Consider the following 24,605-nt stretch of genomic DNA (forward strand, 5'->3'; position numbering starts at 1 on the left):
GGCCGTTACCGACCATCGGAGCCGCGCGGAATGGGGCCTTTCCGCACTCCCCCGCGCCGCATCGGCTTTGCCGGCTCATCCTCGCCATCGGGCTCAACCAGCGCGACGTGGCTGACGCCGAGCGCGGACGCGAGTTCGAACAGCGTCACCACGGTCGGATTGCGCGTGCCGCGTTCCAGGCTGCTGAGGTACTGCTGGCTGAACCCGGACCGCTCGGCGAACGCCTCCTGCGTCAGGCCCTTCTCCAGCCTGATCCGACGCACGTTCCTCCCCACCAGCCGGCGCATATCCATGCCGGCACGGTCGGGGCGTTACATACTTTGAGTTTATCTTCCATAGTGTGTAAATTGCGCGCCCGCGCTCCCATGTAACGCCCCGTCTGGCGCTCGCGGCTCGGATGGGTGACTCTGCGGCGACAGCGCGATGAGACGCCGGCAGAGGGGGTGCCCGTATGACCGCCGCGAGGATCCTCGAGACCCCACCCGATGAGCCGCGCGTCACGGCCTATGACCTGGCCCACAAGATTCTCTACCTCCGCCTGCTTGATGCCGCCGCCCAGGACGCCGACTGGCGGGATGTCGCGCGCATCGTCCTCGGCCTCGACCCTGATCATGACCCCGACCAGGCGCGGCGAATCCACGGCAGCCATCTCGCCCGCGCCCGCTGGATCACCGAGGCCGGCTACCGCGACCTGCTGCGGCAGGGCTCGACCAACTGACCGGCGTTGCGCCCTTGGCAACACGCGTTGCCCGGCGCGCGCCTCCACAACACACCGGATAGTCGCATCTCTCGGCATGCTGCGCGCGGAGCGTGCGCTCCGCCCTGAGCTGGAGCCTTGCCATGCCGTCGCGAGACTGGCGGTCGGCGGCCGCCTACGCAGAGCTGGAGAACGCCTCGGCGCGCGATCTCGCCTGGGAGTTCCTCCGGCGCAACCCGCGCTATGTGCGGGACTGGGAACAGCTCGACGACACGCGGCCCGACGACATGGCCGACGCCGTCGCCGAGCGCTGGGGGTTGCGATTTCCCCGCCGACCCGGCGCTCAACGCGCGCACCGCGGGCGTCGTCTGGATGCCGGCGCTCTGCACCGCCACCGTGGCGCTCTCGGCCTTGCCGCCGTCCTTCTCGCCACCCTTTCGGGCTGCCCTGCCGCCTATGAACTCGCCGCGCCAGGCGAGTGACGGCCTGCACGGCGTCGTCGGGACCCCATTGCTGCCGGTATGGCTGCTCGGCGATCCGCCGCCCGCCGCGCCGCTCGGCGTCCTCATCCCGCTCGATGACCTGACGCCCAGGAGGATGGCTGCCGCGCTGCGCCTCTGGCACGCGTTGCATGGTCGTCCCGGACGAGAGCGCGGCATCACGCGTGACCAGCGGCGGCAGTTGATCCTCCGGCTTCGCGCGCTGGATGGACACGCCGACGACGCAGCCCTCCGCGACCTGGCGCGCGGCCTGTTCGGCGCCGATCACGTCCCCGACGGCCCTGCCTGGAAAACCCACGATCTGCGCAGCCGCACGCTGCGCCTCCTCGCCACCGCCCACGCGATCCGTGACGGCGGATACCGGAAACTGCTGACAGCCGGTCCCAGCGTTCGCCTCTGATCGAGGGGGGGGCCGCTTTCCGCTGCGCAGTCTTCGGACTCCCCCGCCGCGACCCTGCTTCGCCAGCCTCCGACCTGACCGCCGCGCCCCATGCGCGGCATCCGACAGCATCACCGGAGGTTCCCTATGCCCGACCCCAATGCCGGCCTGCCGCCGCGCTATCTGCGCACGCCCGAGGCCGCGCGCTTCCTCGGCCTGTCCGGCCGCACCCTCGAGAAGCACCGCACCTACGGCACGGGGCCGCGCTACTCGAAGCTCGGCGGTCGGGTTGTCTACGCCGTCACCGATCTCCAGGCCTGGGTGAACCGCGGCACCAAGGCCTCGACCAGCGATGACACGGGCGAGACCGTGCTGCCCGCCAAGCGCCATGTCGCCGTCTCGCCGGCCTACGCCGGCGCAGCACGCCGCTGACCCGACGATGCACGGCGAGCGAGCCCCCAGCGAGCGGCTCAGGCTGAGCCCTTTCGACGCCATTCCGGACGAGGGACCGCCGCGCCGCGACCAGCGCGACCTCATGGAGCGGCCGTTCTTCTCGCTGGCAAAAGGTCGTCGCGTCGCGCCGATCCTCTACCGCGCTGGCGATGTCGAGGTGCAGGTCCATGCCGTTCCCGAGCACGGCATGGCGACCATCTGGGACGCCGACGTACTGATCTGGGCCGGCTCACAGATCGTCGAGGCCGCAGACCGAGGCCTCGCACCCTCGCGCTTCATGCGCTTCGCGCCGCACCAGCTGCTGACCGCCATCGGGCGCGGCACCGGCCAGCAGCAGTACCTCCTGCTCAAGGCGGCGCTCGCCAGGCTCCAGTCGACGGTGGTGCGCACCAGCATCCGCCACGGGGCGCACTGGCGGCGCCAGCAATTCTCCTGGATCAACGAGTGGGAGGAGCGGGTCACCGCCTCTGGCCGCGCCGACGGCATGGAGTTCGTGCTGCCGGACTGGTTCTACCGCGGCGTCCTCGACCGCCAACTCCTGCTGACCATAGACCCGGCCTATTTCCGCCTTACTGGCGGCATCGAGCGCTGGCTCTACCGCGTCGCGCGCAAGCACGCCGGCCACCAGCCGTCCGGCTGGGCGTTCGAGTTCCGGCACCTGCACGCCAAGTCCGGCAGCCTGGCGCGCTTCGCCGACTTCGCGCTCGACCTCCGCCAGATTGCCGTGCGCCAGAGCCTGCCCGGCTATCGGCTCGCCATCCGCCGCGACGCCGGAGGCACCGAACTGCTGCGGATCGTCCCGATCGGTCACCCTCCAATCTCTGTGGATAACTTGTGCAGGCCTGTGGAACCGCACGGCAGATCAGGCGCAGGAGATTCGGCAGATCAGGCGCAACCGACACGGCAGATCAGGCGCACGAACCACCCGCAAGCCGTTGCAGCGCAAGCGGAATTCTGGCCCGTAAAGACTCTAATTGAGTCTAATTCTAATGGAGGTAGGCCCAGTCCGGTCGGTGGAAAACACGACCGGGACGGGGAGCGGGGGGCGGCGCCATGACGACGCTGACCCGCGTCGAGCTGCTGTGGCTCGAGGGCCGCGTCGAGCGCTGGATCCGCTTCGGGCGGATCGCCGAGGAGACGATCCTCGACCGCCGCCGCCGCGTCGTCGCCTTCGCCGCGGGCGAGGTCTTCGCCTTCGTGAGGTGGGCGTCCAACGGCTACGGCACCGTGGTCAGCCGTATCGATGTCCTGCGCGCGGTCGGACCCGGCGAGGCCTACAGCACGATCGGCTTCGTGGCGCCGGGCGCGGAAATCCTGCTGCGCATCTCCGGCTGGCCGAAGGTCAACGAGGTGCTGCGCGCGATCGACGCGGTCGAGCAGACGGGTGTCGCGCCGGAGGAGGCCTGCCCGGACCACTGGCGGCACGTGATGAACCGCCTCGCGGCCGGCGAGCAGCCGCGCGCCTACACGCGTGAGCGCCACCGCGCTTCGCTGCTGCGGCGGAGGGTCGACGGATGACGGCGCGGTGGAGACGGCGCGCGGCGCCCGTCGTCGCGATGCTCGCCGGGCTTGGGCTGATCGCCGTCCCGACGGTTGTGGGTTGGCAGCCGCGCATCATCTGGAACGCATCGGCGAGCGTGTCGCTCGGCCTATATGTTGCGGTGCCGGCCGACCGCATCGCGCACGGCGATCTGGTGCTCGTCCGCCCGCCCGAGACGCTGGCGGCGTTCCTCGCCGAGCGAGGCTATGTCGCGCGCGGCGTGCCGCTACTGAAGCACGTCGCCGCCCTGCCGCCGCAGGTGGTGTGCGCAGAGGGCACCGCGATCATGGTCGACGGCGAGACGGTGGCACACCGCCGCATGACTGACCGCCTAGGCCGCCCGCTGCCGACCTGGCACGGCTGCCACAGGCTCGAATCCGGCGAGGTGTTCCTCCTCAACCCGGCCGAGCCGGACAGCCTCGACGGTCGCTGCTTCGGGCCTTTGCCACGCACGACCATCGCCGCCCGGCTGCGTCCTGTCTGGATCACGGGGCGCGGGCCATGAGCAAGAAACCCCCTTTCCATGAGCGCCCATTGGCGACGCGCGGCGCTCTGGCAGGGCGCACTGCACCGCTCGCTTCCGCCCTCCCGTCACGGTCGTGGCCCTGCATCGCCGCCGTGCTGCTGCTGGTCAGCCTGCCGGTGTCTGGGGTGGCAGCGCAGACGATCCATGCTGCCGAGATCGCGGCTGCCTCGCAGCGCTTCGGCATTCCGGAAGCCTGGATCAGGGCGGTGATGCGCGCGGAGAGTGCCGGCGATCGGCACGCCGTGTCGCACCGCGGGGCCATGGGGCTGATGCAGGTGATGCCGGCGACCTGGGCAGGCCTGCGCGCGCAGCACGGCCTCGGCGCCGATCCCTTCGCGCCGCAGGACAACATCCTGGCGGGCACGGCGTATCTGCGCGAGATGCTGGACCGCTTCGGATTGGTGCCGCTGATGCTGGCGGCCTACAACGCGGGGCCACGTCGGGTGGAGGCGCATCTTGCCACAGGCCAGCCGCTGCCTGCGGAGACGCGAGCCTACGTCGCAGCCCTCGCACCACTGCTCACCGGTGACGCCGGCACCTCTGCACCTGGCCAGCTTGCGGTGCGTGCTGCGCGCAACGCTGACGGCATCGTCGTGCGGCTGGGCGGTGACGATGCGGTACCGACACGGTCAATCTTCGTGCCGGTTGCTGGTGCGACAACCGCAGCCGGTACACCAGCCGAGCAGCCATTCGTCGGCCGATCCCGAGCAGCGGAGCCGCACGAGGCCGACGGTCCACCGGGCCATCGCGGCTCCATCTTCGCCATCCGTCGCAGCTCGGGCGGTGCACCATGAGCGATGGCGTTGGGACGCAGGGCATCGCGCGGCCCTGCAGTCTCACCTATGTCGCACGTGCGCGCATGCTCAGGTGCTTCTGTCGTGCTGCCGGCTACCCCGGGACCAACCACCAAAGCGATGGAGGCGGAGGTCCCAGGAACCCCGACCGCAGATCGCAAGATAAAGGCCGCGATGTGCGCGGGCTCGGTCGGGGCGGAGCAGGCAGGCACATCAACATCCTCGCGCGAGGTGCGTCCCACGCGCGCAGCCTGCGCGACGCAGCAACCCACTCCACCAGCACCGCATCGCGCGAGGTGCGGGCAGGCAGCCCATGACCCGCGACGATGACCTGCATGTCCGACCTGGCCGCATCCGCGACGTCAAGGCGCCACGCCGAGCGCGCACCTTCCTCGCCCAGGCGCTGGCCGCCACCGAGAAGGCCGGCGGCTTCCAGCGCGGCGGCCGCAGGCGTCCCTCGAGCCGCAGCACCTTCGGCCGCGGCCGCGCCGCCGCCGTGCAGGCACGTTCGCGGCTGCGACCCGACAGCCGCGTCGTTGCGATCAAGGCGCGCGTCGTCCGCCACGGCGCCCGCGCCGCGCCGCTGGCGGCGCACCTGTCCTACCTGCGGCGGGACGGTGTTACCCGCGACGGCGCTCCTGGGAAGATGTTCGACGCGGCCGGCGGCGCCGACCCCCGCGCCTTCGCCGAGCGCTGCGAGGGCGACCGCCACCACTTCCGCTTCATCGTCTCGCCGGAGGACGCCGCAGAGCTCGCCGACCTGCGCGCCTACACGCGCGACCTCATGGCGACCGCTGAGCGCGACCTCTTCACGCGTCTCGACTGGGTCGCCGTCGATCACTGGAACACCGAGCATCCGCACATCCACGTCCTCGTCCGCGGCCGGGCCGACGATGGCGAGAACCTGGTCATGTCGCGCGACTACATCAGCGACGGCCTGCGCGCCCGCGCGGCGGAACGCGCGACCCTGGAACTTGGGCCGCGGACGGAGCAGGACATCCGCCGTGCCGTCGAGCGCGAAACACAGGCCGAGCGCTGGACCGGCCTCGACCGTGACCTCGTGCGCCGCGCCACCGGCGGGATCGTCGACATGCGCCCCGCGGCTGAGGCCGCGGATCGAGGTGACGCAGCCCTGCGGATCGGGCGGCTTCGGACCCTGGAGCGGCTCGGCCTCGCTGAACCGCGTGGCCCGGCGCAGTGGCGCTTGGCCGAAGATTTCGAGCCACGGCTTCGCGCCCTCGCCGAGCGCGGCGACATCATCAAGCGCATGCACCGGGAGCTGACTGGCAAAGGCTGGGATTGCGGCGCGGAACGCTATGTCCTAGATGGCGAGCGCAGCGCCGTCATCGGGCGGTTCGTCGCGCGGGGCCTGGACGACGAGCTCGCGGGTAGCGCCTTCGCGATCGTTGATGGGATCGACGGCCGCGCGCATCATCTCCGCTTCCGTGACCTCGAGGCCACCAGCGACGCGGCACCCGGCGCCATTGTCGAACTCCGGTACTACACCGACGCCAAGGGACGGGAGCGGTCCGCGCTGGCGGTGCGGTCCGACCTGCCGATCGAGGCGCAGGTCACCGCGGACGGAGCGACCTGGCTCGACCGCCGGCTGGTCGACCGGGCGCCCAGCACCCTCGGCGGAGATGGCTTTGGTGGGGAAGCCCGCACCGCGATGGCCGCACGGACCGACCACCTCGTCTCGGAGGGCTTCGCCCGCCGACAGGGACAGCGCGTGATCTTCGCGCGCGACCTCCTGGACACGCTGCGCCGGCGTGAGGTGGAAACCGTCGCGGCGCGGGTGACGGCCGAGACGGGGAAGGTCTGGCGGCCCGCGCGCGAAGGAGAGCCCATCGCCGGAGTATTCAGCCGGCGGCTCGACTTGGCCTCCGGCCGCTTCGCGATGATCGACGACGGGCTTGGCTTCCAGCTGGTGCCCTGGAAGCCGTCGCTGGAGCGGCAGCGCGGACTGGCCGTCGCGGGCAGCATCGCGCCCGATGGCGGGCTGGACCGAAGTCCAGACCGCAAGCGGGGCCTCGCCATGTAGGGACGAGGCGTGTCACCCATGAGCCATTCAAGCGCGCGTGAGCGGCTCGCCGAACTCCAGCACATTCCCTTCCAGGTCCTTCACGAAACCCACCCGGCGGCGGAAGGGCGTGCCGTCGAGATCGTAGGTCTCGGCGCGCACGAAGGTGGGTACGCCTTCCGCGGCGAGGCCGGCCAGCACCGCGTCCGCGTCGTCGGTGCGGAAGCAAAGGTGGCCGTAGCCGGTGCGGGCGAAGTGCTCGGGGAAGCTCATCGCCTCCGGCAGGCCGATGCCGCCCGCGTCGGCCTCGACCAGCTCCAGCACGGTGTCGTTCAGCCGGAGATAGGCGAGGCGCTTGCCGTTCAGGGCGCTGACGCGCCAGGCGACCTCGACGCGAAAGGCGAGCTTCTCCTGGTACCAGGCGAGCGCGGCATCGAAGTCGCGGACGTTCAGCGAGACGTGGTCGAAGCGTAGCGCCGCCGCCGGCTCAGGCGCGGCCGTGGCAGTGTCGGCAACGGTCAGGGCGACGAAGGAAGTGGCGGCGGCCATGAGGGTCCTGCGGTCCATGGGAATGGTCTCCGTTCGAGGTTTTCGGGTTGGTCAGTGGGCTTCCAGCGCGCGCATGTTCGCTTCCAGGTGCGCGACGCGGGTGGTGCCGGGGATGATGACGATGTTGGGCGAGCGGGCGAGCAGCCAGCGCAGTGCCGCCGCCGGATCGAGCCGCGCGCCCTGCTGCATCGGGTGCGCGCCCAGCGGACCGTAGGGGATGAAGGCGATGCCCTTCGACGCGGTGTAGTCCACCAGCGCCTCGCTCTCGCGCTCCTCGGTGTTGAGCCGGTTCTGCACGCTCGCGATGGGCGCCACCGCCAGCGCGCGGTCCAGCGCCGTGCGATCCACGTTGGACAGGCCGATGTGGCGGATCTTGCCGGCAAGCCGCGCTGCCTCCAGCGCGCCCACGCTCTCCTCGATCGGCACGGCGGGGTCGATCCAGTGCAGCTGGAACAGGTCGATGCGCTCCACGCGCAGCCGCGCCAGCGCTTCGTCCACCTGGCGGGTCAGCGTCGCGGGCGAGGCGTCGCGCACCAGCTGCGTCGGCGAGAGCTTGTCGATGCCGCCCTTGGTGGCGACGACGATCCCGTCGGCGTAGGGGTGCAGCGCGTCGGCGATCAGCGCCTCGTTGTGCCCGGGGCCATAGGCGCGGGCGGTGTCGAAGAAGCGCACACCGAGCTCGACGGCGCGGCGCAGCAGGGCCTTGCCGCCCTCCCAGTCGGCATAGGGGCCGAAATTGCCGGGCTGGCCCGTCAGGCGCATGGCGCCGAAGCCGAGGCGGGGGACGACGAGGTCGCCGCCGATCGCGAAGGTCGATGTCATGATCCGGGGCTCCTTGCCAGGGCTCAGACGGTGATGCGCTCGACCAGGGCGCGCACGCGGGGTGCCACCAGGGTCACGGCGGGGAAGGCGAAGGACCAGGCCAGCGCGTAGGCACGCAGCCAGCGGCCGACGAAGCCGGCGTCGAAGCCGGTGTTGACCGCGGTGATCGCGGCCGAGAGCACGCCGGACAGGCTCACCGACATCAGGAAGGCGAACAGCACGGGGGCGTAGCGGCGGGGGATCTTCGGGATGCCGTGGATTGGCAGGGCGGGGTTCATGGCAGGATCTCCGTGGTCTGTTGACGCCGCGGAACCTGATCCTTTCGCCGGTCATTCGGAATGGCCGTCTTATCGACACCACTTATCGTCAACACTAAACAATACACCCATGCCGACCGACCTCCGCCTGGTCACGACCTTCGTCGAGACCGCCCGCCGCCTGTCCTTCACTGGTGCCGCGAAAGCGCTGGGGCTGACCCCCGGCTCGGTCAGCCAGAACATCCGTAACCTGGAGGAGCAGCTCGGCGTGCGGCTACTGACGCGCACCACGCGCCAGGTGCGGCTGACGACCGAAGGTGCCCGCTACCTCGCCCGATGCGCCCCGGCGCTGGAGGCGCTGGTCGAGGCGGAAACGGCCGTGCGGGAGGAACGCGAGCGGCTCACTGGGCGGCTCCGCGTCACCTCCACCACCGCCTTCGGGCGGGCGCAGCTGCTGCCGGTGATCGCCGGCTTCATGCAGGCGCATCCGGGCATCGAGGTGGAGCTGTCGCTGTCCGACCAGTTCGTGGACTTGGTCGCCGAGGGTTTCGATCTCGCGATCCGCGGCGGGATCCTGCCGGAGAACGAGTACATCTCCCGCCTCATCCTGCCGGTGACGCCGCTGGTCTGCGCCTCACCCGCCTATGCCGAGGCGCACGGGCTGCCACGCACGCTGCCGGAGATCGCCACGCACCGCCTGATCGGCATGCGCAGCAATCCCTCGCAGCAGGTGCTGGGGTGGGAGTTCGCCGCGCCCGGCGGCGGCGTGCAGCGCATCGAGATCGCGCCGGCGCTGGCGGTGAACGACCCCGAGGGCGTGGCGCTGGCCGCGGCGGCCGGCATCGGGCTCGGCCAGGTCGGCAGCAACGTCGTGCTGCCGCTGGTCACCACCGGACGGCTGGTGCTGGCGTTGACCGAGCACGCCGTGCGCTCACGCGGCATCTACGCCGTCTATCCCTCGCGCCGCTTCGTGCCGCGACGGCTCTCGCTGTTCGTGCAGGCGCTGGCCGATGCTTTCGCGCAGCGCGCGGATCTGGTGTGGCAGCCGGCAGCTGCGCCGGTGCCAACGGTACGACGTCAACAAAGGCGCTGACGTGAAGCCGGCGTGGCCACCCCGCCGCTTTGCGCGCCGGACCCCTCCATCCTACGCCGCCCCCGAGATCGCTGTTGCGGCTTGCTGCCTGGATGGCGTTCAGCATGCGCCGCCATGACCGCGACGAAGATCCTCTGGGGCCAGGTGCTGGTCGTCATGCTGATCGTGCTCGCCGCGGTCTGGGGCGCGACGCAGTGGGTCGCCTGGCGCCTCGGCTACCAGGCGCAGCTCGGGCAGCCGATGGATGTCTGGGCGGGCGTGCCGGTCTACCCGCCGCCCGCCTTCTTCCTGTGGTGGTACTGGTACGACGCCTACGCGCCGCGGGTTTTCTACGAGGGCGCCATCATCTCCGCGGCCGGTGGCTTCGCGGCGATCGGCGTTGCCATCGGCATGTCCGTCTGGCGCGCCCGCGAAGCGCGGGACGTGACCACCTACGGCTCGGCGCGCTGGGCGACGGAGAGGGAAGTCCGCGAGGCCGGGCTGCTCGCCCCGGACGGCGTCGTACTCGGCTGGTTCGCGCAGTGCTATCTCCGCCATGACGGGCCGGAGCACGTGCTGTGCTTCGCACCGACGCGCTCGGGCAAGGGCGTGGGCCTCGTGGTGCCGACGCTACTGACCTGGCCGGGCTCGGCCATCGTCCACGACATCAAGGGTGAGAACTGGCAGCTCACCGCCGGCTGGCGGGCGCGCTTCGGTCGCGTGCTGCTGTTCGACCCCACCAACCCGGCGAGCGCGGCCTACAACCCGCTGCTCGAGGTCCGCCGCGGCGACAGCGAGGTCCGCGACGTCCAGAACATCGCCGATATCCTGGTCGACCCCGAGGGCGCCCTGGAACGGCGGAATCATTGGGAGAAGACCAGCCACTCCCTCCTGGTCGGCGCCATCCTGCACGTGCTCTACGCCGAGGACGACAAGACACTCGCCGGCGTCGCGGGCTTCCTCTCCGATCCCCGCCGCCCGATCGAGCGCACACTGGCCGCGATGATGACGACGCCGCATCTGGGCGACCGGCCCCACCCCGTCGTGGCCTCCGCCGCGCGCGAGCTGCTCAACAAGTCGGACAACGAACGATCCGGCGTGCTCTCGACCGCGATGAGCTTCCTCGGCCTTTACCGCGATCCGGTCGTCGCGCAGGTCACCCGCCGATGCGATTGGCGGATCGCCGACCTGGTCGAGGCCCGCGAGCCGTTCACACTCTACCTCGTCGTCCCACCCTCGGACATCGTGCGGACGAAGCCGCTGGTGCGGCTCGTGCTGAACCAGATCGGCCGCCGGCTGACGGAAGCGCTCGAGAACGAGCGACGCCGCCACCGCCTCCTGCTGATGCTCGACGAGTTTCCTGCCCTCGGACGCCTCGACTTCTTCGAGAGCCAGCTCGCCTTTATGGCGGGCTACGGCATCCGGTCCTTCCTGATCGCGCAGTCGTTGAACCAGATCGAGCGCGCCTACGGGCCGAACAACGCGATCCTCGACAATTGTCATGTCCGCGTTGCCTTTGCGACGAATGACGAACGCACGGCCAAGCGCGTCTCCGACGCGCTCGGCACGGCGACCGAGATCCGCGACAGCCGGAACTATGCGGGTCACCGCCTGTCGCCATGGCTCGGCCACCTCATGGTCAGCCGCCAGGAGACGGCACGGCCGCTGCTGACGCCCGGCGAGGTGATGCAGCTCCCGCCGACGGACGAGATCGTCCTGGTGTCGGGCTGCCCGCCGATTCGCGCGCGGAAGGCACGCTACTACGAGGACCGGCAGCTTCGTGAACGTGTGGTGACGCCGCCTGACCCCCCGACGGCTGGGTCGCAGGCGGGCGTTCTGGATGATTGGACCTCCGTCAAACCCGTTGCCCGCAACGACGGGAGGGCAGCCGCCGCTCCGACGGACGATGCCGACGGTGGCATCCGCCGGGAACCCACGCTGCCCCAGCACGAGCAGATCGCGCCGGAGCCCGGGCCGCCGCCCGAGAAGGAGTTCGTCTTCGCGGAGGACGAGCAGGACGACGATGCCGCGCGCACCCGTACCCTTGCTGCCAACACCCGCCGCATTGCACGCCAGGCCGCACTGGACCCTGATGACGGCATCGCGCTCTAAGGCCCCGTCGTGAAAAAGGTGAGGCTCTCCGTCTATCTGGACCCGAAGCTCGCGAAGCAGCTCGAAGCCTATGCGAACGAACGCCGCCGATCGCTCTCCGTGGTCGCCCAAGCCTCGATCGCGTCCTTCCTGTCGCCCGATGGTCCGGACCGGATGGAGGCGGTGATGGCGAAGCGTCTCGACAGGATGAGCCGTCAGATCGAACGCCTCAATCGCGACACCGGCATCAGCCTCGAGACGCTCGCCCTGTTCATCCGGCATTGGCTGGTGGCCGTGCCGGCGCCGTCCGAGGCGCACTATGCCGCTGCGCAGGCCAAGGGTCGCGAGCGATACGAGCGCTTTCTCGAAGCGCTCGGCCGCCGCCTGTCGAAGGGGCCGACGCTGCTGCGCGAGGTCTCGATCGAGCTGCCCTCTGCCGAAGGCCAAACGGATCTCGGCTCCAGCGGCGACGACGGGTAAGGTCGAAGCTGCAGGTGCGTCGGATGCCGCACCAGACTGTCTGAACGGCCAGCCCCGGCGATCATGCCGGGGCTGGCCCTTGCATTACCGCCCAGCCGCGATGCCAGGCAGCCGGTAGATGGCGAAGGTGCCACTGCCCGGCGCGAAGCTGGCCGTGCCGCCGAAGACGCGGTTCAGATGGTTCACCGTCACCAGGAGCTCACCCGACGCCGTGCGCGCGAGGCTGTCCGGCCAAACGATGGACGCGCCGTCGAGCAGACGTTCGGTAGCCCCACTTGCCGGATCGACCCGCAGCACGGCGCCCGCCGTCAGGCCGGCGATGAGGAGCCGACCGCGATCATCGACAGCAAGCCCGTCGATGCCACCCGGCGTCGCGACACGGCGCACAGCGGCGGCGAGACGCTCGGCCGGAACGCCGGCATCGCGGATCAGGGCCGTCGGCGCGGCGAACACGCCGTCCCCCGTGGTCAGTCCCCAGTAGAGCGTCTCGCCATCGGGCGAGAGCGCGATGCCGTTGATGCCGACCTGCAGCGGATTGCCCGGGAAGACGGCTTCGCCCGAGGCGACGAGCGGCCGCGTGCGGTCGTTCGCCGTCGAGGGATGCCGGTCCAGGACCCGACGGGAGGCGCCCGTCGCGAGGTCGACGACGATGATCCCGGTCGGGTTGTCGGGCGCCCCGCGCACGCCGCTGTCGCTGACGAAGGCAACCTCCCGCCGCGCATCCACGGCGATGTCGTTCAGGAAGGAGCCATCGCCCGCCACGCCGCGAGCGAAGACGATCCGGCGCATGATCCTGCCGCTGCGCGGATCGAGCTCTACCAACTTCTGGGCGCCATCGGGCGTCGGCCCGGTTTCGCCGGCGACCCAGCCAAGATCGAGCGCCCAGAGCCGGCCGGCCGTGTCACGCCGCACCCCGAGGATGCTGCGGAGCGCATCCGTACGCGCCGGATCATGCGCTTCGGGCTGTGGCGGAAAGGGCTGAAGCAAGGGCTGCCCATTCACCATGACGACGCGGTTCAGCGTCGCAGGCACACGCGCATCGAGCCATCGCGGCACCGTCACCAGTAAGTTCCCGTCGGCGTCGGTCTCGACGCCAGCGATGGCGGCACGCCGCCACGTCTCGGCTGCGTCGAATGCCGCACGCTCGGCAGCGGAGCCGTCCCAGGCCAGGCGATCCCACCGCACCACCGCGACGGGTTCGGCGCTGAGGCTGCCGAGGCCAAGGGCGATCTGCGCCAGCACGCCGGCCGCCAGCCGGCGGCCCAGCTTCGGAAGTGTGTTCATCTGTGCCTCCCTCCCGATCAGGCAGCAGCTCGCGCGCCGAGCGCACGAACAATGTCCACGACATGCGCCGCGACGGCTCCGGCGGAGGCCGGGTTCTGTCCGGTCACCAGGTTCCCGTCCCGCACGGCGAAGGCACGGAAGTCCGGCCCGCCTTCGAAGCGGCCGCCGAGCTCCGTCAGCCGCGTCTCGAGCAGGAATGGCATGGCCTCGGTCAACCCGATCGCGGCTTCCTCCGCGTTGGTGAAGCTGTTCACCCGGCGCCCCTCGACGATCGGGCGGCCATCCGCGCGGCGCGCGCCGACCAACCCGGCCGGGCCATGGCAGACGGCACCGACCGCGCCGCCCGCGTCGAAGATGGCACCGACCAGCCGCGCCAACGCCGCATTCGTCGGGAGGTCCCACATCGTGCCGTGCCCGCCCGGCAGGAAGACGCCATCGAACGCCTCCGCCTGCACCGTGTCGATCGCCGCCGTGGTCGCGAGGGCGTCGATGGCGCCCTGATCGCCGAGGAAGCGTGCGACCGACGCCGGCAGCCGGGATGGATCCCCCGGGTGGCTGCCGGGATCGACCGGCGCGGCACCCCCCTGGATGCTGGCGATCTCGACGGCGAAGCCCGCGTCGCGAAACGCCCAGTAGGGTGTCGCGAGCTCCTCGAAGTGGAAGCCGGTCGCGCGGCCCGTCTGGCCGAGCAGGCGGTGGCTCGTAAGCACGATGAGAATCCTCGGTGTCATGCGTGGTCTCCTTGCAGCCGGGCGGCGCGGATGCGTCCGCCTCGGGTTCCCAAGAGATGCTGGCCGGAGGTGCCGAAGTGAAATCGGGCTTTGCGATGCAGCGGATCACGTTGGGAGCGGCGGCAACATCGCTCGCGCCGACGGGCGAACGCAGCCAGCCCCGCGCCGACGCTGCGGTGCGGTGCGGGGTGCTGGGTCCAGCAGCGTTGGCGCGTCAGTCGGCGGGCAGGAGCCGGAGAAGTCGGCCCCGCGGCTCGTCGGTCAGAACCAGCAACGCCCCGTCTTGCGCCTCGCGCACGTCTCGGACGCGAGCCCTCACCGGGATCCTGTGCTCGCCCGTCACCCGGCCCGCGGCATCGGCCGTGACGCGGCGGATATCCCCGCTGACGAGGCCGCCGGCGAGGATGTCGCCGCGCCATGACGTGAAGGCGCGGCCGCTGCAAACGGCGAGGCCCGAGGGCGCGATCGTCTCGGTCCAGACGAGCGCCGGATCGACCACTCCGTTGCGGCGCCGCTCGGAGCTGATCTCTCGCCCGCTGTATTCCCGGCTGTGGGTCACCCGTGGCCAGCCGTGATTGGCGCCACCCCGAACCAGATTGAGCTCATCGCCCCCGAGCGCCCCATGGTCGCTGCACCAGACAGTGCCGCGCACCGCATCCCAGGCGAGACCCTGGACGTTCCGAAGCCCGAGCGCCCAGATTTCGGCCGCCGCGCCCGGGGCTGAGACGAGCGGATTGTCGGCGGGCGGGCGCCCGTCCTCGTCGAGCCTCAGGAGCTTGCCGAGATGGCTGGCCATGTTCTGGGCCTGCTCGCGGATCGGCGCGCCGCGCAACGAGACGGGCGGATTGCCGCCGTCGCCGATCGACATAAGGAGCGTGCCGTCAGGCAGCCAGGCGAGGCGCGAGCCGAAGTGCTGGAGGCCCGACTTCGACTCGCTTACGGTGAAGACGATCCTCGCCTCGACCAGGCGCGTCCCGTCGAGGCGCGCGCGCAGGAGCACGGTCCGGTTCGCCGACGCGTCGCCGCTCGCCAGTGTCAGATAGATCCACTGGTTGGCGGCGAAGCGCGGATGGATGGCGATGTCGAGCAGCCCGGCCTGGCCCCCGGTGAGCACCGTGGGCAGGCCTGAGACCTCGCTGCTGGTTCCGCCGCGCAGCACGCGCGCGCGGCCAAGCCGCTCGGTGACGATCAACGCGCCGTCCGGCAACTCGGCCACGGCCCAGGGATGGGCGAGGCCATCCAGCAGCATCTCGACGCGTACGCCCGAGACCACCGCAGGGCGCGGCGGCGCGACATAGGGCGTCGCACGCGCCCGGCTCGCGCCAGCGAACGCCAGGAGGCCGCCCAACGCTGCCCGCCGCCGCATCAGCCGGACGCCCCGGGGCGAGAGCGGAGCGCCGCGACGATCAGATCGCCGATCGGCGCCGCCGATGCCGGGTTCTGGCCGGTGATCAGGTTGCCATCCTGCACCGTGAATGGCGCGAAGTTGGCGGCCGCTTCGAAGCGCGCGCCAAGGCGCCGCATCTCGTCCTCCAGCAGGTAGGGCATGGCGGCAGTTAGCTCGACCGCGTCCTCCTCGGCATTGGTGAAGCCGGTCGCGCGGCGGCCGCGGAGGATCGGCTGGCCGCGCTCGTCCGTCGCGTCCAGCAGCCCGGCCGGACCGTGGCAGACCGCGGCCACCACCGCGCCGCGACGGAACGCCCGTTCGACGACCGTGCGCAGCGTCGCATTGCCGCGGAAGTCCCACATCGTCCCGTGGCCGCCGGCCAGGAACACCGCGTCAAAACCGTCGCCGCTCTCAGGCTGGAGGACGGGCGTATCGTTGAACCGGGCCATGGCACCGGGCGCGGCCTCGAAACGATCCACCGAGGGCCCACGGCCGCGCGGGCCGGCCATGCTGCGCGGATCGACCGGCGGACGGCCGCCCGCAATGGACGCCAGCTGGACCTCGAAGCCGGCGTCGACGAAGGCCCAGTACGGCGTGGTCAGCTCCGACATCCAGAGGCCGGTCGGGCGGCCATCCGGCTGACGGCCGACCGACGTGGAGATCGCAAGGACACGCCGTGGCGCTGCGGCACGTAGCTCGGCCGGCATGGAAAGACCGAGGCCTGCGGCAGGGATCGCGGCCAGCAGGGCTCGGCGGGAGGATAGGCTCATGGGTTCGGCTCCTTGACCTGGCGCGACGACACCGCGCCGCTTAGAGGTCATGCGTCCCGATGCCCTGTTCCAATCACGCGATCCGATCGGCCGGATCGCATCGCCCGATCGGTCCCGCGCTGCCGGCGTTCAGGCGGCGCCGGCCGCCTCGAAGGCCAAGGCGATCTTCTCGCGCAGCCAGATCTCCGCCGGATCACGGTCGCTTGTCTGCCGCCAAGCCATGAGATTGGTCACCGGCGCGATGTCGAGGGGCATCGGGTCGCATTGCAGCCCGGCAAGCGATCCCAGCCACCGCGCAACGAAGTCCGGCACCGTCGCGACGAGCCGGCTGCCCGGCAGGGCGGCAGCGAGCAGCGCGAAGCTCGTGACGCCAAGCGAGACCCGACGTGCAAAGCCGACGGTCGCGAGGGCCTCGTCCACGAATCCCTCGAGGTCGCCGAGCGGCGTGACCAGCACGTGCGAGCGGCTGGCGAAGTCGGCGACATCGCGCACGGGCGGCGAAGCACCATCCCGCACGACGACCCAGGGAGCGTGACGCAACACGCGCTGGCGAGCCGCATCCGACAGCGCATTCCTGAGAAAGCCGACTGCAACGGAGATCTCGTCAGCGGCGAGCAGCGCCGGGAGCGTCCGATAGTCACCGATCCGCACCACGAGGTCGGAGGACGAAGAAAGCCGGCTGAACTCGTCCCTCAGCCTTGGGAGGATCGCAATCGCCACCGCGTCGGTGCAGCCGATGCGGAACACCCGCCGTGCCGTGGCCGGTTCGAAAACCGAAGCGCCGGCAATGGCGGCGGAGAGCCCCTCCAGGTGCGGCGCGATGTTCGTCATTAGCTCCAGCGCCCTCGCGGTCGGGGTCAAACTGCGTCCTTCGCGCACGAGGAGCTCGTCGCCGAAGAACTCGCGAAGCCGCGCCAATGCGCCCGAAACGGCGGGCTGTGATAGGAACAGCCGGTTGCCGGCGCGCGTCGCGCTACGCTCCTCCATCAAGGCACGGAATATCAGCAGAAGATTGAGGTCGAGCCTGCGAAGATCTGGGCCTTCGCGATCCGGTCGAGTCACGGCAACTTCTCCGCTGCACAGCGAGTAACGGGCCCACGGCGCGTGGTCAGTTTCGTCATAGTATTCCTTATTTACAGATGCGCTCACCGAGGCTTCGCCAGATTTGATCATGGCGGTCGCATTGAAAGCGCTTGACGATGGCGTCCTTGATGGTTCGATTCATCTGCTCGACTTGGCCGTCAGTCCAAGGATAGCTGATGCGGTTGAAGCGGTGCTCGATGCCGTGATGGGAAACTACGACGCAGCCACCGAGGCCAGCTGCGACCTGCTACGAGGCGGGCGACTTCATTGGAGCGTCCCACACCTCATTGGAGCGCCATTCGTCCGCCATCAAGTCGATGAATCGGCGCGGCCCCGTCAACGCGGCTATCCGCTGTGCTTGGGAGGCGCCTAGGCGATGCCGGTGACCTCTTACGGGCCGAAGGCGCGCTGGAGGGCTCGCCGGAAGCTGTGCCCTTGGACGTAGCCGGCGGTGTGGGCGGCCTCACGCGCACTCGCACCGGCCGCAAGGGCGGTCCGGGCGCGGTCCATGCGCCGTGACTGCACGTAGGCGTGGGGTGTCAGCCCCACCGCGCGCGTGAACATCCGCGCGAAGTGGTAGCGGCTCACGGCTGCCACATCGGCCAACTCGGCGAGGGTGAGCGGGCCTGCCAAGTGCGCGTCGATGTATTCCGCGACGCGCTGCAACCGGCGGCGGTCAAGCCCCTGCCGCGTCCCATGACGGGGGCGCCCACCCAGCCTGATGATCGCGTTGCGCAGCGCGGCGCCGACGAGCGCCTCGCCTTCGAGGTCCGATAGCGGCCGGCCACCGAGGGCGGCGGCCCGTACGCGCGCAGCCATTGCATAGAGGGGAGGATCCTCCACGGCGAAGCGCTCGCCGAGGTCGGCGAGGTCTGGACGCCGGAGATCGGCCGCCATGTCGGCCCGCAGCGCGGCCGATACGCGGACTTCGACGAACTCGCTCGGTTCGGGCACGTCGATCCAGTGGATCGGCTCCAGGCCGGTGGACCCGCCACTGCCCGGCGGGAAACGCCGCACCGTCGCCCCCCGCCCATCGCGGGACACGACGGCGTGCGAATGGCCACTAAAGGAGAAGTCGAGGACGGAGGGCTCGGAGACCAGAGGCTCCGCGTCCCGGCCGAAGGACGGGAAGCCGCCATAGGTGAAGTCGAACCGCGCGAAGCTTCCCCGATGGAGGAAGGGCCGCGATGTCGGTCCGCGAAGCGTACGGATCGTGCTCAGTTGCCTCTCCTGCCCTACCCGCAAGCGTTATGTGGAGACATGTTCATAACGCGACGGGATGCGGGAGACCAATCCCCGCACCAAGCAGTGGGTATTTCTCCGACGAGAGAGGCGCAGATGTCATCACCGGACTTAAACCGCCGTCAGCTCCTTCAAGGAAGTACCGTCGGGGTGATTGGCGCGGCGAGCCTGGGGGCGGAGAGCGCATCTGCTCAAACGGGGGCTCCGACGTCGCCGTCGCGCTCCACCCGATTGACGGTGAACGGGCGCACCCATGTCATCGTGCACGAGGCGCGCGTCTCGCTGCTTGACCTTCTGCGCGAGCAGATGGCGCTGCCAGGCACCAAGAAGGGCTGCAACGAGGGCGCGTGCGGCGCCTGCACCGTGCTTCTCGACGGGGCAAGGATCAACGCGTGCATGACGCTGGCCGCCGCCTGCGATGGCCGTGCAATCGTCACCGTGGAGGGCCTGGCCAGTGCCGACGGCACGCTCGACGCCGTGCAGCGCGCCTTCATCGCCGAGGACGCCTTCCAGTGCGGCTATTGCACGCCGGGGCAGATCGTCTCCGCCGTCGCCTGCATCCGCGAAGGTCACGCCGGCTCGGCCACGGAGATCGCGGAATGGATGAGCGGCAATCTGTGCCGCTGCGCTGCCTATCCGCAGATCGTCGCCGCCGTGGAGCGGGCGGCTGCGGAACTCGGTGCGGCGGGCCGGGCGGTGCACCCCAGCGGCGCCGTGCAGCCGGCCACCGTCCTGAGCGTGCGCGCGGGCTGAGGAGGAACACACATGCGCAACTTCACCTATGGCCACGCCGCGAGCATTGGCGACGCCGTGTCGGCGGCCGCTGGCGGCGCGGCCCTCGCGGCCGGCACAACGGAACTCCTGAACTGGATGCGCCTCGGCATCGCGCATCCGGAGCGCGTCGTCGACGTCTCGCGCCTTCCCGAGCTCGATGGGATACGCGCGGAGGGCGGACGCCTGGTGATCGGCGCGCTCGCGACGCTGGGGGCGGTTGGTGCCCACGCGCTGGTGCGCGAGCGCGCGCCGGTGTTGGCCGAGGCGTGCCTGCGCGCAGCCTCACCGCAGTTGCGCAACAGGGCGACGCTCGGCGGCAATGTCCTGCAGCGTACGCGCTGCCCGTACTTCCGCGCCGAGGCGCCGGTTCCCGAGCGCATGCCCTGGGCCTGCAACAAGCGCGTTGCCGGCTCGGGCTGCTCGGCGCTTGAAGGAGGATGGGACCGCGCGGCGCTGTTCGGCTGGACCGACGCCTGCGTCGCCACGCAGCCATCCGATCCCGCCGTCGCTCTCTCCGCGCTCGGCGCCGAGGCGGAGATACAGGGGCCGCGCGGCGTTCGCCGCATCGCCATGAACGCGTTCCACCTGACCCAGGAGGAGGCGGCGCGCACTGCGCCGACCTCCAACACGGCGGCGTTCGGCGTCGAGACGCAGCTCCGATCAGACGAGATCATCCTGCGCTATCACGTACCAGCCGACGCCGCGTCGCGCCGGTCCGCTTATCTCAAGGTGCGCGAGCGAGAATCCTACGAATACGCGATGGTGTCCGCCGCCGCCTGCCTCGATGCCACGGACGGGCGCATCCGCCAGCTCCGGCTCGCGCTCGGCTCGGTGGCGCAGAAGCCGATGCGGTTGACCGAGGCCGAGGCGCGGCTCCGCGACGCGCCGCTGAGCGAGGCGACGATACGGGCCGCCATCGTCGCGGCGCTGGGCGCGGCGCGCCCGCTGCCCGGACAGGCGTGGAAGACGAAGCTCGTGGAGAATGCCGCCGTCCGGGCCGTCCTGACAGCTGGAGGGATCGCGTGATGACCGGGCTCGGACCCACTTCCCACCGCATCGACGCCGCGCTGCCCGGCGTGATCGTCGGCACGGGCTCCCCGCTCGCCACGGCACACAGGCGCATCGACGGCGCGCCGAAGGTCACGGGCGCGGCGGTGTTCGCCGGGGAGGAGACGCCGCGCGGCACACTCCACGGCGTGATCGTTGGCAGCCCCGTCGCTAGGGGACGGCTCGCGGGCATCGATGCGACGGCGGCGCTTCGCGTGCCGGGCGTCGTGCGCGTCCTGACAGGAGCCGACCTGCCCCCGCTCGGCCCGCCCATGGTTCCGCCTTTCGCAACGGCCTCCGTGCCAATGACGGACGACCGGATCCGCCACGAAGGCCAACCGGTCGCCATCGTGCTCGCCGAAACGCTGGAGGCGGCCGAGGAGGCGGCCGGGCTGCTGCGCCTGTCGATCCTACGCGAGCCGCCGACCGTGTTCGAGACGGGCAGCTCGCGGCCGCCGCGGACGCAGGGCAACGGCTACGCCTTCGCCGAGATCGACCAGGAGAGCGGCGACGTGGACGCCGGCCTGGCTCGCGCCGCCGCCACGATCGACGCCACCTACCTGGCACCGACCCGGCATCACAACATGATGGAGTCCCCTGCCACGCTGGCGGAGTGGCGCGGCGCTGAGCTGCACATCCACACCGCGAGCCAATGGACATTCGGCGTGCGCTACGCACTCGCCGGCCTGCTGCAGATGCCCCCCGGCGCGATCCATGTGCGCTGCCCCTATACCGGCGGCGGCTTCGGCGCGAAGGGCTACGTCTGGCCGCATCAGCTGCTGGCCGTGCTTGCCGCGCGCGTTGCCGGCCGCCCGGTCAAGATCGTGCTGGGGCGGGACGCCTGCTACACCGGCACCGGCTACCAGCCCGTCGTGCGGTCGCGTGTCCGGCTCGGTGCGGATGCGGAGGGGCGCCTGACGGCGGTCGAGCACGTCTCCGAGAATGTCTCATCGACGGCGGACGACTATATCGAGTTCGGCTCGGCCGGCACCCGCTCGATGTATGCCTGCCCGTCGATCCGCGTGCGCACGCGGATCGTGCCGGCCGATGTGCCGACGCCCACTGCCATGCGCGCCCCGCACGAGGGTCCGGGGATGTTCGCGCTCGAAAGCGCCATGGACGAACTCGCCGAGCGGCTGCGCATCGATCCGCTGGAACTGCGTCTACGGAATCACGCGGATGTCGAGCCGATCGGAGGCAAGCCCTTCTCCTCGAAGAAGCTGCGCGAAGCCTACGCTGAAGGCGCGCGCCGCTTCGGCTGGGCAGGGCGCGATCCCACGCCCCGCGCGCGCCGGGAAGGGCGCCGACTCGTCGGCACGGGGATGGCGTCGGCCATCATGTCGACCTTCCGCTTCGCATCGACGGCGCGCGTGCGGCTGGCCGCGGATGGCACCGTACGCGTCGAGGCGGGGAGCCAGGAGATCGGCACGGGCACGCGCACGATTCTCGCTGGGATCGCAGCCGAGCGCCTGGGCCTTCCCATCGAGCGCGTGACGACGGCGCTGGGCGCGACCGACCTGCCGGAAACCGGCGGCACCTTCGGCTCGTCCACCACCATGTCGGCGGGCTCAGCCGTCGCCGACGCGGCAGACAGGCTCAAGGCGCGCCTCGGGGAGCTGGCTGGCGGGGCGGTCCCGCCGCCCGCCGACTGGCCGTCGCTCCTCGCCAGACGTGGCGTCGCGGAACTGGTGGCGGACGGCGCGTTCCAGCTGCCGGGCGGCGTGCCATTCGACGCGCATGGCGGCGCTGGGACGCACGCCATGCACACCTGGGGCGCAGTGTTCGTCGAGATGGAGGTGGACGAGGAGCTCGGCGTGGCGCGCATGCGCCGCGCGGTCGGGTGCTACTCCGCCGGACGAATCCTCAACCCTGCCACCGCGCGCAGCCAGATGATCGGCGGCATCATCTGGGGCTATGGTCGCGCGATGCTCGAGGAGAGCGCGATGGACGCGCGCCACGGGCGCTTTGTGTCGAAGAACCTGTCCGGCGTTCACCTGCCGGTCAACGCGGATATCCCGCGCGACATCGACGTCTCCTTCATCGCTGAGGATGACCCGCACGCCTCGCTCATCGGCGTGCGCGGCATCGGCGAGCTGTGCGAGGTCGGCGTCGCGGCGGCCATCGCCAACGCAGTGCACCACGCCACCGGAAGGCGGGTGCGCGAGTTGCCGATCAAGTTCGCAGATCTACTCGGGTAACCTGGCAAGGATCGCTGGCCGACGGGGTCGCGTGGCGACGCATCATTTGTCGCCCGCTCCCCGCTGCCGCGAATGGGGCGGGGTGATCCTGGCGCCCCCTGCGCGATTATCGCCAAGAAGACCTTACAACACAGCTCGTATCGGTCCGTTGGATGGCGACGGTCTCGCCTTTTCCGAAGCGTCCATGCGGTGAGATGTTGCGCTGGTCGCTATGCCGTTATCCCTGTCTTGGTCCGCCACTCCACTACGCCACGATTCCGCTTGTTGATCTTACCCCGACCTGCCGCTCTCTAATCATCCCCGCCCGCTGCGGCGCCTCCGCCGCGGCACCACCACGGGGACCGCATGTCGCTGCATCCGCTCAAGGCCGAGACGACCGCGCGTGGCGCGCGCATGCTGCGCACGGCGTTCGGTCCCGGCATCGCGGGATGGCTCGAAGACCCAGCCGTCGTCGAGGTGATGCTGAATCCCGACGGTCGGCTCTGGATCGACCGTCTCGCGGGTGGCCTCGCCGACACCGGCCAGTGCCTGGCCTTCGCCGACGGAGAGCGCATCATCCGCCTCGTCGCGCATCATGTCGGCGCGGAGGTGCATGCGGACCGCCCCTGCGTCTCGGCGGAGCTGCCCGAGACGGGTGAGCGCTTCGAGGGCCTGCTCCCGCCCGTTGTCGCGGCCCCCGCCTTCGCGATCCGCAAGCCCGCCGTCGCCGTCTTCACGCTGGTGGACTACGTCGCCGCCGGCATCATGACGGCCGGGCAGGCCATCGCGCTGCGCATCGCGGTTGCGGAGCGCCGCAACATCCTCGTCGCCGGCGGCACGTCGACCGGCAAGACCACGCTGACCAACGCCCTTCTCGCCGAGGTCGCCGGTGAGTGCGGCCGCGTCGTGCTGATCGAGGACACGCGCGAGCTCCAGTGCCGCGCACCGAACTTGGTCGCGCTGCGCACCAAGGACGGCGTCGCCTCGCTCTCCGAACTCGTCCGCCGCGCGCTGCGCCTTCGCCCCGACCGCATCCCGATCGGCGAGGTGCGCGGCGCGGAGGCGCTCGACCTGCTCAAGGCGTGGGGCACCGGCCATCCCGGCGGCATCGGCACCATCCATGCCGGCTCCGCGCTCGGCGCGCTGCGCCGCCTCGAGCAGCTGATCCAGGAAGCCGTCGTCACCGTCCCGCGCGCGCTGATCGCCGAGACGATCGACGTCATCGCCGTGCTCGCCGGCCGCGGCGCCGACCGCCGCCTCACCGAACTCGCCCAGGTCCACGGCCTGACTGCCACCGGCGACTACGACCTCACCCCCACAGGAGACACACCATGACGTCCACGCTGCGCACGCGCCTTGCCGGCGCGGCCGCCTTCGCGCTCTGCCTCGCGCTCACGGCACCCGCCCACGCCGCCGGCTCGAACATGCCCTGGGAGCAGCCGCTGCAGCAGGTGCTGGAATCGATCGAGGGGCCCGTCGCCAAGATCATCGCGGTGATCATCATCATCGTCACCGGCCTGACGCTGGCCTTCGGGGACACCTCGGGGGGCTTCCGGCGACTGGTGCAGATCGTCTTCGGGATCTCGATCGCCTTCGCGGCGTCGAGCTTCTTCCTGTCCTTCTTCCAGTTCGGCGGCGGGGCGCTGATCTGATGGCGCTGCCCGCCGATCTGGTGCCGGGCTTCTCGGCGCCGGTGCACCGCGCGCTGATCGAACCGATCCTGCTCGCCGGCGCGCCGCGCGCGGTCGCCATCGCCAACGGCACGCTCGCTGCAGCGATCGGGCTCGGCCTGCGGCTCTGGGTCGCGGGCGTGCTGATCTGGCTGGTGGGCCACCTCGCCGCCGTCTGGGCCGCGCGGCGGGATGCGCAGTTCGTCGAGGTGGTGCGCCGGCACCTGCGCTACCCCGCTTGGCTGCGTGCCTGAGGCGGC

General features: G+C 70.8%; 28 protein-coding genes and 1 pseudogene. 18 read left to right on the plus strand and 11 right to left on the minus strand.

Annotation, left to right across the window (positions count from 1 at the left end):
- Positions 1 to 5 precede the first annotated feature (5 nt).
- Positions 6 to 293, minus strand: coding sequence for a helix-turn-helix domain-containing protein (locus MWM08_RS21615; RefSeq protein ID WP_341482833.1), 288 nt, complete (start codon positions 291 to 293; stop codon positions 6 to 8).
- Positions 294 to 451: 158 nt separating this feature from the next.
- On the opposite strand from MWM08_RS21615, the gene MWM08_RS21620 reads away from it, so the two are divergent.
- The 9 genes from MWM08_RS21620 (at position 452) to MWM08_RS21660 (ending at position 6,930) form a co-directional block, all read left to right on the plus strand.
- Positions 452 to 718: a DNA -binding domain-containing protein gene (locus MWM08_RS21620; RefSeq protein WP_244408577.1), complete on the plus strand. Its 267-nt coding sequence runs from the start codon at positions 452 to 454 to the stop codon at positions 716 to 718.
- 92 nt (positions 719 to 810) lie between these two features.
- Positions 811 to 1,179, plus strand: a complete 369-nt coding sequence (locus MWM08_RS21625; protein ID WP_244408578.1) for a transcriptional regulator domain-containing protein — start codon at positions 811 to 813, stop codon at positions 1,177 to 1,179.
- The gene (locus MWM08_RS21630) at positions 1,154 to 1,597 is read left to right on the plus strand and encodes a DUF2285 domain-containing protein (protein WP_244408579.1); all 444 of its coding nucleotides are present in this window, start codon (positions 1,154 to 1,156) and stop codon (positions 1,595 to 1,597) included. Before MWM08_RS21625 ends, MWM08_RS21630 begins: the two co-directional genes overlap by 26 nt.
- A 126-nt stretch (positions 1,598 to 1,723) precedes the next feature.
- Entirely contained in the window at positions 1,724 to 2,008 is a 285-nt protein-coding gene (locus MWM08_RS21635) for a helix-turn-helix transcriptional regulator (protein WP_244408580.1), read from the plus strand.
- 7 nt (positions 2,009 to 2,015) lie between these two features.
- A complete protein-coding gene (locus MWM08_RS21640) occupies positions 2,016 to 3,086 on the plus strand; it encodes a replication initiator protein A (RefSeq protein WP_341482835.1) in 1,071 nt (356 codons plus the stop codon).
- On the plus strand, positions 3,083 to 3,547 hold the full coding sequence (locus MWM08_RS21645; protein ID WP_244408581.1) for a DUF2840 domain-containing protein: 465 nt from the start codon (positions 3,083 to 3,085) through the stop codon (positions 3,545 to 3,547). Before MWM08_RS21640 ends, MWM08_RS21645 begins: the two co-directional genes overlap by 4 nt.
- Positions 3,544 to 4,074 (plus strand): S26 family signal peptidase, encoded by a 531-nt coding sequence (locus MWM08_RS21650; RefSeq protein ID WP_244408582.1) that lies wholly within the window; start codon positions 3,544 to 3,546, stop codon positions 4,072 to 4,074. The genes MWM08_RS21645 and MWM08_RS21650 overlap by 4 nt, the downstream gene beginning before the upstream one ends.
- Positions 4,075 to 4,187: 113 nt before the next feature.
- Positions 4,188 to 4,889: a lytic transglycosylase domain-containing protein gene (locus tag MWM08_RS21655; protein WP_244408583.1), complete on the plus strand. Its 702-nt coding sequence runs from the start codon at positions 4,188 to 4,190 to the stop codon at positions 4,887 to 4,889.
- A 313-nt stretch (positions 4,890 to 5,202) separates the two neighbouring features.
- On the plus strand, positions 5,203 to 6,930 hold the full coding sequence (locus MWM08_RS21660; protein WP_244408584.1) for a relaxase/mobilization nuclease domain-containing protein: 1,728 nt from the start codon (positions 5,203 to 5,205) through the stop codon (positions 6,928 to 6,930).
- Positions 6,931 to 6,957: 27 nt separating this feature from the next.
- Here the strand turns inward: MWM08_RS21660 and MWM08_RS21665 are convergent, their stop codons facing one another.
- From MWM08_RS21665 to MWM08_RS21675, 3 genes are read right to left on the minus strand one after another with little or no spacing between them, the layout of a single operon-like run.
- Positions 6,958 to 7,476: a VOC family protein gene (locus tag MWM08_RS21665; RefSeq protein ID WP_244408585.1), complete on the minus strand. Its 519-nt coding sequence runs from the start codon at positions 7,474 to 7,476 to the stop codon at positions 6,958 to 6,960.
- A 33-nt stretch (positions 7,477 to 7,509) separates the two neighbouring features.
- A complete protein-coding gene (locus MWM08_RS21670; protein ID WP_244408586.1) occupies positions 7,510 to 8,280 on the minus strand; it encodes an aldo/keto reductase in 771 nt (256 codons plus the stop codon).
- Between the two features lie 23 nt (positions 8,281 to 8,303).
- Complete coding sequence (locus MWM08_RS21675) at positions 8,304 to 8,558, minus strand: DUF2798 domain-containing protein (RefSeq protein WP_244408587.1); 255 nt, start codon at positions 8,556 to 8,558, stop codon at positions 8,304 to 8,306.
- A gap of 109 nt (positions 8,559 to 8,667) precedes the next feature.
- On the opposite strand from MWM08_RS21675, the gene MWM08_RS21680 reads away from it, so the two are divergent.
- The 3 genes from MWM08_RS21680 (at position 8,668) to MWM08_RS21690 (ending at position 12,180) form a co-directional block, all read left to right on the plus strand.
- Positions 8,668 to 9,630 (plus strand): LysR family transcriptional regulator, encoded by a 963-nt coding sequence (locus tag MWM08_RS21680; RefSeq protein ID WP_244408588.1) that lies wholly within the window; start codon positions 8,668 to 8,670, stop codon positions 9,628 to 9,630.
- Between the two features lie 114 nt (positions 9,631 to 9,744).
- Positions 9,745 to 11,721 (plus strand): conjugal transfer protein TraG, encoded by a 1,977-nt coding sequence (locus MWM08_RS21685; RefSeq protein WP_244460004.1) that lies wholly within the window; start codon positions 9,745 to 9,747, stop codon positions 11,719 to 11,721.
- Positions 11,722 to 11,739: 18 nt separating this feature from the next.
- The gene (locus tag MWM08_RS21690) at positions 11,740 to 12,180 is read left to right on the plus strand and encodes a CopG family transcriptional regulator (protein ID WP_480460624.1); all 441 of its coding nucleotides are present in this window, start codon (positions 11,740 to 11,742) and stop codon (positions 12,178 to 12,180) included.
- Between the two features lie 84 nt (positions 12,181 to 12,264).
- Here the strand turns inward: MWM08_RS21690 and MWM08_RS21695 are convergent, their stop codons facing one another.
- The 7 genes and pseudogenes from MWM08_RS21695 to MWM08_RS21725 form a co-directional block, all read right to left on the minus strand.
- Positions 12,265 to 13,464 (minus strand): major royal jelly family protein, encoded by a 1,200-nt coding sequence (locus tag MWM08_RS21695; RefSeq protein ID WP_244408590.1) that lies wholly within the window; start codon positions 13,462 to 13,464, stop codon positions 12,265 to 12,267.
- Between the two features lie 17 nt (positions 13,465 to 13,481).
- Positions 13,482 to 14,195 carry a type 1 glutamine amidotransferase domain-containing protein gene (locus tag MWM08_RS21700; RefSeq protein ID WP_244408591.1) on the minus strand — a complete coding sequence of 238 codons (714 nt, stop codon included), beginning with the start codon at positions 14,193 to 14,195 and terminating at the stop codon, positions 13,482 to 13,484.
- A gap of 214 nt (positions 14,196 to 14,409) precedes the next feature.
- Entirely contained in the window at positions 14,410 to 15,543 is a 1,134-nt protein-coding gene (locus MWM08_RS21705; RefSeq protein WP_244408592.1) for a PQQ-dependent sugar dehydrogenase, read from the minus strand.
- Positions 15,544 to 15,560: 17 nt separating this feature from the next.
- Positions 15,561 to 16,193 carry a type 1 glutamine amidotransferase domain-containing protein gene (locus tag MWM08_RS21710; RefSeq protein ID WP_244408593.1) on the minus strand — a complete coding sequence of 211 codons (633 nt, stop codon included), beginning with the start codon at positions 16,191 to 16,193 and terminating at the stop codon, positions 15,561 to 15,563.
- A 288-nt stretch (positions 16,194 to 16,481) separates the two neighbouring features.
- The gene (locus tag MWM08_RS21715; RefSeq protein ID WP_244408594.1) at positions 16,482 to 17,525 is read right to left on the minus strand and encodes a LysR family transcriptional regulator; all 1,044 of its coding nucleotides are present in this window, start codon (positions 17,523 to 17,525) and stop codon (positions 16,482 to 16,484) included.
- A pseudogene (locus MWM08_RS21720) lies at positions 17,491 to 17,652 on the minus strand (IS481 family transposase); the annotation flags it as partial. The pseudogene MWM08_RS21720 and the gene MWM08_RS21715, both read right to left, overlap by 35 nt.
- A 173-nt stretch (positions 17,653 to 17,825) precedes the next feature.
- Positions 17,826 to 18,452, minus strand: coding sequence for a helix-turn-helix domain-containing protein (locus tag MWM08_RS21725; RefSeq protein WP_244408595.1), 627 nt, complete (start codon positions 18,450 to 18,452; stop codon positions 17,826 to 17,828).
- Between the two features lie 456 nt (positions 18,453 to 18,908).
- Here MWM08_RS21725 and MWM08_RS21730 point away from each other — a divergent pair, with 456 nt between their 5' ends.
- The 6 genes from MWM08_RS21730 (at position 18,909) to MWM08_RS21755 (ending at position 24,599) form a co-directional block, all read left to right on the plus strand.
- The gene (locus MWM08_RS21730) at positions 18,909 to 19,430 is read left to right on the plus strand and encodes a (2Fe-2S)-binding protein (RefSeq protein ID WP_423816057.1); all 522 of its coding nucleotides are present in this window, start codon (positions 18,909 to 18,911) and stop codon (positions 19,428 to 19,430) included.
- Between the two features lie 12 nt (positions 19,431 to 19,442).
- Positions 19,443 to 20,477, plus strand: coding sequence for an FAD binding domain-containing protein (locus MWM08_RS21735; RefSeq protein WP_244408597.1), 1,035 nt, complete (start codon positions 19,443 to 19,445; stop codon positions 20,475 to 20,477).
- Positions 20,477 to 22,696, plus strand: coding sequence for a xanthine dehydrogenase family protein molybdopterin-binding subunit (locus MWM08_RS21740; RefSeq protein WP_244460005.1), 2,220 nt, complete (start codon positions 20,477 to 20,479; stop codon positions 22,694 to 22,696). The genes MWM08_RS21735 and MWM08_RS21740 overlap by 1 nt, the downstream gene beginning before the upstream one ends.
- A 345-nt stretch (positions 22,697 to 23,041) precedes the next feature.
- Entirely contained in the window at positions 23,042 to 24,010 is a 969-nt protein-coding gene (gene trbB / locus MWM08_RS21745; RefSeq protein ID WP_244408598.1) for a P-type conjugative transfer ATPase TrbB, read from the plus strand.
- On the plus strand, positions 24,007 to 24,327 hold the full coding sequence (locus tag MWM08_RS21750; protein WP_244408599.1) for a TrbC/VirB2 family type IV secretion system protein: 321 nt from the start codon (positions 24,007 to 24,009) through the stop codon (positions 24,325 to 24,327). The genes trbB and MWM08_RS21750 overlap by 4 nt, the downstream gene beginning before the upstream one ends.
- A complete protein-coding gene (locus MWM08_RS21755) occupies positions 24,327 to 24,599 on the plus strand; it encodes a VirB3 family type IV secretion system protein (RefSeq protein ID WP_244408600.1) in 273 nt (90 codons plus the stop codon). Before MWM08_RS21750 ends, MWM08_RS21755 begins: the two co-directional genes overlap by 1 nt.
- The last annotated feature ends 6 nt before the right edge of the window (positions 24,600 to 24,605 follow it).

Origin of the sequence: Roseomonas fluvialis (assembly GCF_022846615.1) — a bacterium.
In the GTDB taxonomy this organism is placed as follows: Bacteria; Pseudomonadota; Alphaproteobacteria; order Acetobacterales; family Acetobacteraceae; genus Neoroseomonas; species Neoroseomonas fluvialis.